14 protein-coding genes and 1 pseudogene are annotated in these 12,121 nt (G+C 70.9%); 5 read left to right on the forward strand and 10 right to left on the reverse strand.

What is annotated here, in order from left to right:
- Positions 1 to 301, reverse strand: a pseudogene (locus tag AC1DY2_RS07335) (zinc-binding alcohol dehydrogenase); the annotation flags it as partial.
- Positions 302 to 370: 69 nt separating this feature from the next.
- On the opposite strand from AC1DY2_RS07335, the gene purM reads away from it, so the two are divergent.
- A complete protein-coding gene (purM, locus tag AC1DY2_RS07340) occupies positions 371 to 1,477 on the forward strand; it encodes a phosphoribosylformylglycinamidine cyclo-ligase (RefSeq protein ID WP_476761824.1) in 1,107 nt (368 codons plus the stop codon).
- A gap of 4 nt (positions 1,478 to 1,481) precedes the next feature.
- Positions 1,482 to 2,246, forward strand: a complete 765-nt coding sequence (locus tag AC1DY2_RS07345; RefSeq protein WP_476761825.1) for an LLM class flavin-dependent oxidoreductase — start codon at positions 1,482 to 1,484, stop codon at positions 2,244 to 2,246.
- Between the two features lie 48 nt (positions 2,247 to 2,294).
- Here the strand turns inward: AC1DY2_RS07345 and AC1DY2_RS07350 are convergent, their stop codons facing one another.
- Complete coding sequence (locus AC1DY2_RS07350) at positions 2,295 to 2,501, reverse strand: DUF3073 domain-containing protein (RefSeq protein ID WP_159601863.1); 207 nt, start codon at positions 2,499 to 2,501, stop codon at positions 2,295 to 2,297.
- A gap of 198 nt (positions 2,502 to 2,699) precedes the next feature.
- Between AC1DY2_RS07350 and AC1DY2_RS07355 the strand changes: the two genes are divergently transcribed.
- On the forward strand, positions 2,700 to 3,872 hold the full coding sequence (locus tag AC1DY2_RS07355; protein ID WP_476761826.1) for an NAD(P)-binding domain-containing protein: 1,173 nt from the start codon (positions 2,700 to 2,702) through the stop codon (positions 3,870 to 3,872).
- 19 nt (positions 3,873 to 3,891) lie between these two features.
- Here the strand turns inward: AC1DY2_RS07355 and AC1DY2_RS07360 are convergent, their stop codons facing one another.
- From AC1DY2_RS07360 to AC1DY2_RS07390, 7 genes are all read right to left on the reverse strand, one after another.
- Complete coding sequence (locus tag AC1DY2_RS07360) at positions 3,892 to 4,326, reverse strand: DUF1801 domain-containing protein (RefSeq protein ID WP_476761827.1); 435 nt, start codon at positions 4,324 to 4,326, stop codon at positions 3,892 to 3,894.
- A 10-nt stretch (positions 4,327 to 4,336) separates the two neighbouring features.
- Positions 4,337 to 6,463 carry an APC family permease gene (locus AC1DY2_RS07365; RefSeq protein ID WP_476761828.1) on the reverse strand — a complete coding sequence of 709 codons (2,127 nt, stop codon included), beginning with the start codon at positions 6,461 to 6,463 and terminating at the stop codon, positions 4,337 to 4,339.
- A gap of 53 nt (positions 6,464 to 6,516) precedes the next feature.
- Positions 6,517 to 6,900, reverse strand: coding sequence for a fluoride efflux transporter CrcB (gene crcB, locus AC1DY2_RS07370; protein WP_476761829.1), 384 nt, complete (start codon positions 6,898 to 6,900; stop codon positions 6,517 to 6,519).
- On the reverse strand, positions 6,897 to 7,316 hold the full coding sequence (locus AC1DY2_RS07375) for a fluoride efflux transporter FluC (RefSeq protein WP_309976452.1): 420 nt from the start codon (positions 7,314 to 7,316) through the stop codon (positions 6,897 to 6,899). The genes crcB and AC1DY2_RS07375 overlap by 4 nt, the downstream gene beginning before the upstream one ends.
- Positions 7,317 to 7,325: 9 nt before the next feature.
- On the reverse strand, positions 7,326 to 7,838 hold the full coding sequence (locus tag AC1DY2_RS07380; protein WP_476761830.1) for a GNAT family N-acetyltransferase: 513 nt from the start codon (positions 7,836 to 7,838) through the stop codon (positions 7,326 to 7,328).
- A 66-nt stretch (positions 7,839 to 7,904) separates the two neighbouring features.
- Positions 7,905 to 8,567: a PadR family transcriptional regulator gene (locus AC1DY2_RS07385; RefSeq protein ID WP_476761831.1), complete on the reverse strand. Its 663-nt coding sequence runs from the start codon at positions 8,565 to 8,567 to the stop codon at positions 7,905 to 7,907.
- Positions 8,564 to 9,436 (reverse strand): DUF4097 family beta strand repeat-containing protein, encoded by an 873-nt coding sequence (locus AC1DY2_RS07390; RefSeq protein ID WP_476761832.1) that lies wholly within the window; start codon positions 9,434 to 9,436, stop codon positions 8,564 to 8,566. Before AC1DY2_RS07390 ends, AC1DY2_RS07385 begins: the two co-directional genes overlap by 4 nt.
- Positions 9,437 to 9,647: 211 nt before the next feature.
- Here AC1DY2_RS07390 and AC1DY2_RS07395 point away from each other — a divergent pair, with 211 nt between their 5' ends.
- A complete protein-coding gene (locus AC1DY2_RS07395; protein WP_476761833.1) occupies positions 9,648 to 10,403 on the forward strand; it encodes a MerR family transcriptional regulator in 756 nt (251 codons plus the stop codon).
- A 51-nt stretch (positions 10,404 to 10,454) separates the two neighbouring features.
- On the opposite strand, the gene yczE is transcribed toward AC1DY2_RS07395, so the two are convergent.
- Positions 10,455 to 11,129, reverse strand: coding sequence for a membrane protein YczE (gene yczE, locus AC1DY2_RS07400; protein WP_476761834.1), 675 nt, complete (start codon positions 11,127 to 11,129; stop codon positions 10,455 to 10,457).
- A gap of 61 nt (positions 11,130 to 11,190) precedes the next feature.
- On the opposite strand from yczE, the gene AC1DY2_RS07405 reads away from it, so the two are divergent.
- Positions 11,191 to 12,121 (forward strand): aminotransferase-like domain-containing protein (locus AC1DY2_RS07405; RefSeq protein ID WP_476761835.1); only part of this gene is annotated, 931 nt, incomplete at its 3' end.

Below are 12,121 nucleotides of genomic sequence, written 5' to 3' on the forward strand. Positions count from 1 at the left end.
GGATCTCCGCTTCGGAGACGGGCAGCGCCACATCGGTGTCGTACGCCTCGACGAGTTCGAGCGGCACCGCCGACGGATGCGCCTCGGGCTCGACCGTCATCGCCCACCAGGCCCGCCACTGCCGCTCGAGCAGGTCGTGCTGGTCGATCTCGAGCCGGTCACCGATGGCGCCGACGTCGCGGAGCCTCGGCAACTCCACCGGCGACGCGATCGCGAGCACTTCGCGCAGGTAGAGGGCGAGGAGGACCGAGCGACTCGCGTTCTCGCGAATCACCCACGACGGAGTTCCGCCCGCGTGCATGCGTCCATTTTAGGGTGCGCTGCCCGCCGCGGCACGGATCGGCGCGCGGGCCGCGGGTACGCTTGACAGGTGACCTCGAACTCGTCCTACGCCGCCGCCGGAGTCGACACCCGGGCGGGCGATCTCGCCGTCGAGCTCATGAAGGAGGCCGTCGCCGCGACGCACGGCTCCAACGTGCTCGGCGGGGTCGGCGGTTTCGCCGGTCTCTTCGACCTCTCGTTCGCGAAGGACTACGCCCGGCCGCTGCTCGCGACCTCGACCGACGGCGTCGGCACGAAGATCGCGATCGCCCAGGCGCTCGACCGTCACGACACCATCGGGCAGGACCTCGTGGGCATGGTCGTCGACGACATCGTCGTGGTGGGCGCGAAGCCGCTGTTCATGACCGACTACATCGCCTGCGGCAAGGTGGTGCCCGAGCGCATCGCCGCGATCGTCACGGGCATCGCGAAGGCCTGCGCCGAGACGGGCACCGCGCTCGTCGGCGGCGAGACCGCCGAGCACCCCGGGCTCATGGGCGCCGACGACTACGACGTGGCCGGCGCCGCGGTCGGCGTGGTCGAGGYCGACCGGCTGCTCGGCGCCGAGCGGGTGCGCGATGGCGACGCGGTCATCGCCATCGCCTCGAGCGGCCTGCACTCCAACGGCTTCTCCCTCGTCCGGCACATCCTCGCGAACGCGGGGCTGTCGTACACGGATGCCGCCGCAGAGCTCGGCACCACGTGGGGCGAGGCGCTCCTCGAGCCGACGCGGCTCTACGCCGGGCCGCTCGTGCGCCTCCTCGAGCACGACCGGCTCGCGGCATCCGTGCACTCGCTGTCGCACGTGACGGGCGGCGGCATCGCGGCGAACCTCGCCCGCGTGCTGCCCCGCGGCTCGTGGGTGGAGCTCGACCGGTCGACCTGGTCGCCCGCCCCCGTCTTCCGGGTGCTCAACGACCTCGCGGGCACGACGCTCGAGTCCACCGAGGGCACCTGGAACCTCGGCATCGGCTTCTTCGCCGTGGTCGCCGCGGAGGACGCGGCCGCCGTGATCGACGAGCTCGACGCGCTCGGCCTGCCCTCGTGGCAGGCGGGCACCGTGGCCATCGGCGATCGCGACCTCGACGGATTCGAGCAGGGCGCGAAGGGCGTCGACGGCGGCGCCGTTCGCCTCGTGGGCGGCTACCGGGACTGAGCCGATGCACGCGGGCGTCTCGATCGGGATCATCGGCACGACGAGTGCCGAGGTGGTCCGCGAGCTGGCCCCGCGCGTCGAGCGCCTCGGCTTCTCGGCGCTCTGGATCAACGACGTGCCCGGCGGCGACTCCCTCGACGGGCTCCGCGCTGCTGCATCCATGACCGACACGCTCCGCCTCGCGACCGGTGTCATCCCCCTCGACCGTCGGCCCGCCGACACGCTCGACCTGCGTGAACTGCCCGCGGCGCGCACGACCCTGGGGATCGGCTCGGGTCGGGCCGAGCATCCGGTTCGCCTGGTCAGCGAGGGCGTCCAGACGTTGCGTGCGTCGACGACCGCGTCGATCGTCGTGGGTGCGCTCGGCCCGCGGATGCGCCGGCTGGCCGCCGAACAGGCCGACGGCGTGCTGCTCAACTGGCTCACGCCGGACGCGGCGCGGGCGGCGGCCGAGGAAGCCCGCGCTACGGCGAGCGCCGCCGATGCGCTCCGCCCGCGGGTCGTGCTCTACGTGCGCACGATCGCCGAGCAGCAGGCGCGGCCCGCGCTCGAGCAGGAGATCACCCGCTACGAGTCGGTGCCGTCGTACGCCGCGAACTTCGAACGCCTCGGCATCACCGCGGCCGACGCGACGGTGACGGATGCCGCGGGGCTCGCCGCGTTCGACGTCGTCGACGAGCTCGTGCTGCGGGCGATCACGCCGACCAACTCGCTCGCCGAGCTCGAACGGTTCGTCGAGGAGACCGCGCGCTGGCGCACGCTCGCTTAGGCGGTCTCGGACCCGTCGTCAGCGCCGAGCGTTGAACGTCAGTCGCGACTAAGCGCGCTGTTGCTCGTCTCCAGTGACGTAGGTGTCGTCGTCGTCGGCAGCGTACTCTGACCACTTCGACGCCTCTTCGTTGTATTCGTCATGCTGCGAACCCGTGAGTTCGCGCTCAAGCGCCGTGTAGTCGGTGTTCGGACTGAAGTACTTCAGCTCCCGAGCGACCTTGGTGTGCTTGGCTTTCTGACGGCCGCGCCCCATGCGTGACCCCCTTACGACATCTGGCCGGGTGGGATGGTCTTCACCCGGCGCGCTCTGATAGAAGAAATTCGTCCGGCTGCCAGTTTAGCACCGCGAATCGGGGCCGGTCGGAGCCTTCCACAGCGAGTATGCGACCGCCCTGCCCGCCGCACCGTCGTTGTGCGCGAGCCCAGCAAGTCGTGCTGAGATTGTCGGGTGATGACGAGCCCTGAACGCGTGAAGGTCGTGGTGATCGGAGCCGGTCAGGCCGGGCTCTCCGTCGCCTACTACCTGCGCCGATTCGAGCTCGTCGCCGACGAGGATTTCGTCATGCTCGACCGCGCCCCCGGACCGGGCGGCGCGTGGCAGCACCGCTGGTCGTCGCTCCGCCTCGGCACCGCGCACCGCGTCAACGACCTGCCCGGAATGGCCGAGCTCGGCGTCAGCTTCGACACCGCCGACCGCACGCTTCCGGCGAAAGAGGTCGTCGCCGACTACTACGGGCGGTTCGAGCAGCACTTCGACCTGCGGGTGCGTCGCCCCATGAACGTGCGCACCGTCGCGAACGAGGGCGTCGACCTGCTCGTGCAGTACGAGGACCTCACCCCGCAGCCCGTCGAGGAGGCCAAGGCCAAGGGCCTCTTCGGCCGCCGGCGCAAGACGTTCGAGGAGCCTCCTGCCCCGTCGGCTCCGCAGCACCAGCTCGCGACGCAGTTCCTCGTGAACGCCACGGGCACCTGGGGCTCTCCGTTCGTGCCCTACTACCCCGGCATGGCCGACTTCGCKGGCCGGCACCTGCACACCTCCGACTACGTCGACGCGGCGGACTTCCGCGACCAGCACGTCGTGGTCGTCGGCGGCGGCACGTCGGCGATCGGCTTCATGCTCGAGCTCGAGGAGGTCGCCGCCGGGCTCACCTGGGTCTCCCGACGCCCGATCGACTGGCTCGATCGCCAGGAACTCGACCTCGAGGGCGCCTCGGCCGCGGTCGCCCTGCAGGACGAGGCCGCCAGGTCGGGCCGTGCCCTGCCCTCGGTCGTCAGCGGCACCGGGGTGCCGAAGAGCCGCAGGATCGCTGCGGGGATCGAGCGGGGCCTGCTCGTCGCGCGGCCCATGTTCGATCGGATCGAACCCGACCGCGTGGTCTGGGACGGCGACGGCGGCGGCATGGCGCGCGCCGACGCGATCATCTGGGCCACGGGCTTCCGGCCCGACCTGCGGCACCTGTCGCCGCTCAAGCTGCGCGAGAAGGCCGGCGGCATCACGGTGGGCCAGGGCGCCTCGTGGAACGACCCGCGCATCTTCCTCGCCGGGTACGGCCCGCAGGCCTCCACCATCGGCGCCAACCGGGCGGGCCGCATGATCGCACGCCAGATCATGGCGATGCTCTAGCGAGCGGATGCCGCGGCGCTCAGTCCGACGAGCTCCCGCCGTCGCGCGCCCGCTGTCCGAACGTCCCGGCGGTGACCGTCGCGTACGACGCCGCGACGACCCGCTCCAGCACGTCGAGGTCGATCTTCGCGAGGTCCTTCACGTAGAGGCATCCGACGCCCGTGGTGTGCGGGCCGAGGCGCTCGAGCGCGTCGGAGTGGGCCGCGACKCCGTCGGGCAGGTAGATCGTCGTCGACGGCYTGCGCGGGGCGAAGGCCGCGGCGGCCGCATCGCCCTGCCGCCCGCTCTCGTAGTGGTAGTGGTACGTGCCGAAGCCGATGATGCCCCGATACGCGATGCGGGGCGGCTCGCCGGTGACGCGTGACATGAGCTCGACGAGCGTCTCGGCGTCCCGCCGGCGCACCGCCGGCTCGATCGACTCGATCAACCCCCGCACGTCGTCGTCGAGCACCATGGGCGGCAGCCTAGCGACCGCGCTTGGATCCCGTCGTGGTCGGATGCGGCGCTTCGGCGATCGGCCGGCGCGGCAGCGGGCGCACCGGCTCGCCGCGGCGATCCTGACCGGGCAGCGGGCGTGAACGGCGGCCGTAGATGAGGTCGGAGGAGTCGAGCAGCCACGGCACGAGCGCCACGGTGACGCCGTGCACGAGCAGCAGCTTCTGCCGGATGCGCCGGGCCTTGTGGTTGTGCAGGATGTTCTCCCACCAGTGGCCCACGATGAACTGCGGCATGTACACGGTCACGACCTCGGAGCCGTGCTCGGCCCTCCGGTTCTTGATGTACTGGATCAGCGGATGGCTGAGGTCGCGGTACGGCGACGACAGGATGCGCAGCTTCACGTGGATGTTCTGCTTCACCCAGTCCTTCTTCAGGCGCTTCGTCGACTCGTCGTCGATCGACACGTGCACGGCCTCGAGGGAGTCATGGCGCGCCGCGATCGCGTAGTCGAGCGCCTTCAGGGTGGGCTTCTGCATGCGGCCGACGAGCACGATCGCGTGGTCGCCCGTCGCGCCGAACGTCGTGGTCGGGTCGACCTCGATCTCCTTCTCGACGTCGCGGTAGTACCGGTTCACGCCCATCATCAGGAAGAAGAGGATGGGCATCATCACGAACACGATCCACGCGCCGTGGGTGAACTTCGTGATGGTCACGACGATGAGCACGACCGCGGTCATGCCCGCGCCGATGGCGTTGATCACGAGGGCGCGCATCACGGCGCCCTGGGAGAGCGGCTTCGCATCGGCATCCGCCGACGCCGCCGTTCGCTGCTGCTTCGCCTTCGACGACGGGTGCCGCCGCAGCGAGAGCTCGCGGAGCCAGTGCCGCACCATGCCGGTCTGCCCGAGCGTGAACGACACGAACACGCCGATGATGTAGAGCTGGATCAGCACCGTCAGGTTCGCCTGGAACACCACGAGGATGAACGAGGCCGCGAGCGCGAGGATCACGACGCCGTTCGAGTAGATGAGACGGTCGCCGCGGGTGGAGAGCGACTTGGGCGCGTAGCCGTCCTGCGCGAGCACCGAGCCGAGCAGCGGGAACCCGTTGAACGCCGTGTTGGCCGCGAGGAGCAGCACGAGCGCGGTCGTCGCCTGGATCAGGTAGAAGAAGACGGAGTTGTCGCCGAAGGTGGCGCCCGCGACCTGCGCGATGAGGCTCTTCTGCGGCTCGGTGGCGCACTCCGTCCAGCCGATCAGGTTGCACGGATTCTCGGCGTAGTGCACGTTCGAGATGAGCGCGAGCGCCGTGAGCCCGGCGAAGAGCACGATCGCGATGCCGCCCATGAGCACGAGGGTGCGCTGCGCGTTGCGGACCTTGGGGCGGCGGAACGCGGGCACGCCGTTCGAGATGGCCTCCACGCCCGTCAGGGCGGAGCATCCGCTCGCGAAGGAGCGCAGCAGCAGGAGGATGATGCCCGCCTGCGTCAGCGACTCGGGGTGGACGCCGTAGATCGACGACTCGGCCACGGGCGGATCGCCGAGCAGCGTGCGGGTGAGGCCGACCACGACCATGACGAACACGCTGCCGATGAAGAGGTAGGTCGGCACGGCGAACGCCTTCGACGACTCGCTGACGCCGCGGAGGTTCACGGCGGCGAGCAGGATGACGAAGAGCACGGCCAGCTCGACCCGGAACCCGTTGAGCTCGGGGATCGCGGAGATGATGTTGTCGACGCCCGACGCGACGGACACGACGACGGTCATCACGTAGTCGACGAGCAGGGCGGATGCCACGACCAGGCCGGCCTTCTCGCCGAGGTTGCGGTGCGCCACCTCGTAGTCGCCGCCGCCCGAGGGGTATGCCCGGATGAGCTGCCGGTACGACGCCACGACCGTGATGAGGAGCACCACCACCGCGACGGCCACCCACGGCGCGAAACTCAGGAAGGCGAGGCCGCCCACCATGAGGATCATGAGCAGCTCCTGCGGGGCGTACGCCACGGAGGACAGCGGGTCGCTCGCGAAGATCGGGAGCGCCAGGTGCTTCGGGAGCAGCTGCCCCTCGAGTTTCTCGGTCGGGAGGGGGTCGCCGATGATCCAGTTCTTCGGCGACTTCAGTTCTGCCGGCGGCTCGCCGACTTCATTCGTCACGGCGGACGACACTACACCCGACCGGTCGAGAGTCAAGTCAGCCGGCTCGAGAGTCAGGTCAGGACGAGGACGTACATGCCCGCCGCTGCGGCGAGCCCGAGCGCGAGGGTGACCACGACGTTGAGGATGGCGGCCCGCCAGCGACCGCCGTCGATGAGCTCGACCGTCTCGACCGTCCACGTGCTGAACGTCGTGAGCCCGCCGCAGAACCCCGTGACCAGCACGAGGCGCAGGTCGCCGTCGAGGGCCGCGCGCTCCGCGAGTCCGATCAGCGCACCGGCGACGCCCGAGCCGACCACGTTCACGATGAGGATGCCGCCGGGCAGGTGTCCGGGCCGCACCGGCAGCGCCCGCGACAGCGCGTAGCGCAGCACGGCGCCCACGGCGCCCGCCACGAGCACGGAGACCACGACGAGCGGCGCGAGCGCAGCGGTCACAGGGTCTCCCCGGCATCGGTGATCTCGGTCGGCATGGGGCGGTGGGCGATGAGCGAGCCGATGCGGAGGCCGGCCGCGGCGAGCCCGAGCCCGCCGATCACCGAGGCCAGCAGGTAGGCGACCGCGACCCCGGCGTCGCCGCCGGCGGTGAGCAGGAGGAGCGAGGCCATCACCGCCGACAGCGTGGTGAACGACCCGAGCACGCCCGATCCCAGGCCAGCCTTGAGCCAGAACGGCGTGGTCGGTCGGGTCCACACCCCGCCGACCAGCCAGCCGAGCGCGAACGCTCCGACGAGGTTGACGACGAGGGTCTCGATGGGGAACTCGCCGTCGGCGTGCGGGAACGCGAGGTCGCAGGCGAGGCGCAGGCCCGTGCCGACGAGGCCGCCGAGGGCGACGGCGAGGTAGGCGAGCACCCCTCGAGGCTACGCCGTGGCGGGGGCCGGCTCGAAGACCCAGTCGTTCGTGTGCAGCACGCGGCCCGGCGTGACCTCGAAGTCCTTCTCACCGAGCAGCGTGAAGCCCGCCTTGCGGCACACCGCGTTGGAGGCGGGATTGTCGACGCGCGGAAAGGCGTGCACCGGCAGCGTGTCGCCATGGGCGCGCGCGACCTCGAGCATGGCGATCACCGCCGCGGGGGCGATGCCCTGCCCGCGGTACTCGGCCTCGACCGACCAGCCGGCCTCGAGCACCGGCTCGCCGTCTTCGTCGCGATGCCAGTAGCCCACGATGCCGACGCCCTCGGGGTGGCCGGGGATCATGATGCGGAACTGGAAGCCAGCGCCCTCGCGCCACAGCCGCAGGTAGCGCTCGTGGCGGGCGATGACCTGCTCGTCGGTCTCGACGCCGCCCATCTGGTCCATGAGCTCGGGGGTGTTCGCCCGGCGCAGCAGGTCGAGGTCGTCGTCGGACCAGGGCTGCAGTGCGACATCCGTCATGCCCCCAGACAACCACCGACCCCCGACACCCGCCGGATGACGGGTGCCGGGGGTCTCAGGCGGGGGTCAGTGGTCGGTGAGGGTCGCCAGCACGTCGGCGCGCACCTCGGCGAGGCGGGCGCGCAGGAGCGTCACGGCCTCGGACGACACGCGGCCGCCGTGCGCCCGGGTGCGCAGGTCGGTGCGCAGCTGCTGGCGGAACTCGTTGAGCACCAGGTCGGCCTCGTGCACGGCGCGGTTCGAGTCGGCGTGCGGGGCCGACGAGCCCGTGCCACCCGTGCCGCCGGTCGCACCGCCCGCTCCCGTGCCGCTGCCGGCCGGCGCGCTCGACGCGGCACGCTTCGCCTCACGGGCGGCGCTGGCCAGCTCGGCCCGCAGCGTGCGCATCGCGTCGTTCACCTCGGCGCGCACGCCGTCGGCGAGACGGCGCACCGAGTCGGTGAGGTCGTCCTCGATGGCGTCGAGGTCGTGGCGGCGTGCCTCGAGCTCGGCTCGACCGGCATCCGTGATCTCGTAGACGGTCTTGCGGCCGTCCGTCGACTTCGTGACGAGGCCCTCCTCCTCGAGCTTGGAGAGGCGGGGATAGATGGTGCCGGCGCTCGGGCTGTAGGTGCCGCCGAAGCGATCCGACAGTGCCTGGATCAGCTCGTAGCCGTGCCGGGGCCGCTCGTCGAGCAGGGCGAGCAGGTAGAGGCGCAGGTTGCCGTGGGCGAAGACGGGGGGAGTCATGCCGAGGCCCCGGCGTCGCCCGCGCCGGTGCCGGCTGCGGCATCCGCCGTGCCCGCCTTCGCCGACGCCTCGCGGCGCATGATCGAGATGTTGCCCGACACGCTGTTCGCGCCGAGCTCGAGCCAGCGGCCGGCGAGCTCGCCGACGGTGCGCTCGAAGCCCTTGCCGAGCATCCCCTTGATGGTGGAGTCGTCGAGCAGCACCGTGCCGCCGACCGTGTTGACGCGGTAGCGAGCGCCGGTGCCGGGCTCGAAGCGCACGGTGAGGTCGCCCGAGACCGTGTTGGTGTCGATGCGGTGCGGCGTGCCCTCGGCGTCGACGATCATGTTGCCCGACACGGTGTCGGCGTTGAACGACACGATGTCGCCCGTCGCGACGATGTCGCCCGAGACCGAGTGCGCCGTGATGCGGCCCGTGTGGTTGCCGGCCGAGACCTCGCCCGAGACGCTCGACAGCTCGACGTCGCCCTCGTGGTTGTCGATCACCAGGTCGCCCGACACGGTGTTGAACCGCGCGTCGGTCGCGAAGCCCGAGATCAGCGCGTCACCCGACACGACGCCGAGCTTGATGGCGACGTGGCGCGGGGCGAGGATCGACACCTCCGCCTTGGCGCTGCCGACGAAACCCTTGAAGGCGTCGATGAAGTTGTCCCAGCGCAGCTGCGGGTGGTCGATCTCGAGCGAGTCGCCGTCGATCTGCACGAGCAGGTCCTTGCCGGTGACGCTCGAGATCTCGATGCGTGCGCCGGGCTCGTCGTGCGCGATGATGTCGACCTTGCCGCCGATGAGGCTCACCTTGAGCTTGCGCACGAGTTCCAGGTCGATGACCCGGGAGTCTCCGGGGGCGATGACCCACTTCTCGATGGCCATGGTGCTTCTCCCTCTGCGCCGAATCGGGATGCCGCGGCATCCGTCTCGTGCGCGTTCTCTATCGCGATATATCGCGTCTTGTCCTGCAACACGATATATCGCGTTTCCGCCGACTGCAAGTGCGGCGGATGCCGCGTGCTTGACCTTGACGCTGCGTCAACCTCTAGCGTGGAATCCATCGGCAGAAGACGAGAAGGAGGGGAGGATCGCGATGGACTGGTCCATCCAGGAGATCGCGAAGCTGGCCGGCACCACGAGCCGCACGCTTCGCCACTACGACGACATCGGGCTGCTGCCGCCGAGCCGCATCGGCGGCAACGGCTACCGCTACTACGACGACGGGGCGCTCGTGCGACTGCAGCGCATCATGCTGCTGCGCGAGCTCGGCCTCGGCCTCCCCGCCATCGGCGAGGTGCTCGACCGAGAGGAGAGCGCCCCGCACGCCCTGCGCAGCCATCTCGAGTGGCTGCAGCAGGAGCAGGACCGGCTGACGCGGCAGATCGCGTCGGTCGAACGCACCATCGGAGCATTGGAAGGAGGTGAACGACTCATGGCAGAGCAGATGTTCGACGGCTTCGACCACACCCGGTACAAGGAGGAGGTCGAGGAGCGCTGGGGCAAGGACGCGTACGCGAAGAGCGACGCATGGTGGCGCTCGATGAGCGCCGACGAGAAGGCGGCGTGGCAGCAGCGCGTGGCCCAGCTCGCCAGCGATTGGATCTCGGCCCACGAGCGGGGCATCGACCCCGCCGGTGACGAGGCGCAGGCGCTCGCACAGCGCCAGTTCGACTGGCTGCGCGGCATCCCGGGCACGCCCGGCGGCGCAGCCGGACCCACGAAGGAGTACTTCGTCGGGCTCGGCGAGATGTACGTGGCCGACGAGCGCTTCGGCGCGAACTACGGCGGCCAGGCCGGCGCCGAGTTCGTGCGGGACGCGATGACCGTCTACGCCGACCGCAACCTGTAGCGGGCGGGCGTCATCGCCCCCGAGGTGTCCCGCCTCGGGGGCGATCGCCGGTCATGAGGTGGCGGATGCCGCGCGAGTACGCCGGACGAGGGGGCGGCCCTGCGTGGGCATCGCCCCCGAACGCCGGATGGCGAACAGCGGGATCGCGTAGCCGCACAGCGGTCCGATCAGGACGGCGAACGCCACGGTGCCGATGCCGACGTCGCCGCCGAGCGCCCAGCCGATGGCCAGCACGACGACCTCGATGCTGGTGCGGACGATCCAGATGCGCCATCCGGTGACCCGGTGCAGGCCGGTCATCAGGCCGTCGCGGGGGCCCGGGCCGAAGTGCGCGCCGATGTAGAGGCCGGTCGCGATCGCGAGCACGACGATGCCCGCGCCGAGCAGGAGGATGCGCGCCCAGAGGTCGAGGCCGGTCGGGATCAGCCAGAGGCCGAGGTCGGCGAACGGCCCGACCAGCAGCGCGTTCATGATCGTGCCGAAGCCGGGCTTCTGCCGGATGGGGATCCACAGGAGCAGGACGATGCCGCTCGTGATGACGGTGATGAGCCCGAAGTTCAGCCCGGTCTGCTTCGCGATGCCCTGCGTGAGCACGTCCCACGGGGCGACGCCGAGCTCGCCGCGCACGATGAGCGCGATGGCGATGCCGTAGAGGAACAGCCCGAGGAAGAGCTGCACGAAGCGGCGGACGAGCACGGGCGCGGGGTCGGTCGGACGGCGAAGCATGATGCAATCCAATTCCATGATTGGCCTGTTCACAAAGAGCCAATCGGCCTAAAGTGGCCTGATGGCTGATCTGTCGCTCAGTGCGCGCTCGCTCGAACTCCTCCTCGGCGACTGGCGCGGACCTGGCAGCGCGTACGAGGGGCTCGCCGAACGCATCCGCCTGCTCATCGTCGACGGCCGCATCGGGGTCGACACGCGACTGCCGGCCGAGCGCGACCTCGCGGAGCGGCTCTCCCTGAGCCGCACGACCGTCACCGCGGCCTACCGGCACCTGCGCGAGCAGGGCATGCTGCACAGCGTGCGCGGGTCGGGCAGCGTGGCGCGCCTGCCCGGAGCGCCCGCGATCCTGCCCGCACCGCTCGAGAGCGAGTACATCGACTTCTCGAAGGCGGCGCCGCCCGCCCTGCCCTGGCTGGCGGATGTCGCCCGACAGGCCGTCGACGACCTCCCCGCGCACCTCGCTGATTCGGGCTTCGATCCCATCGGCACGCCGGCGCTGCGCCAGGCCATCGCCGACCGCTATGCCGTTCGCGGACTGCCCACCACGCCCGACCAGATCATGGTCACCATCGGTGCGCAGCACGCCATCGGCCTGCTCGCCCGGTCGCTCGTGGGTCGTGGCGACCGCGCCCTCACCGAGGTGCCGATCTACCCGCATGCCTACGAGGCGTTGCGCGCGGCCGGTGCTCGACTCGTGACCGTGCCCGTCGTGCCGGCCGGCACCGAGGGCGACGACGACCGCGAGCAGGCCGCCGGCCTGGTGCAGGCGATCCGGCACTCGAATCCGGTCGCGGCGTACCTCATCCCCGACTTCCAGAACCCCACCGGGCGCACCATGAGCCGCGAGACCCGCGCCCGCGTGCTCGACGCGGCCGCACGGCAGGGCACCGTCGTCATCGCCGACGAGACGACCGCCGAGCTGTCCATCGACCGGCCGGGCCACTTCCCGCCCATGGCGGCCGACGGGCCGGCCGTGCTGATCGGCTCGGTGG

This window comes from Agromyces sp. P1_H4 (assembly GCF_056405255.1).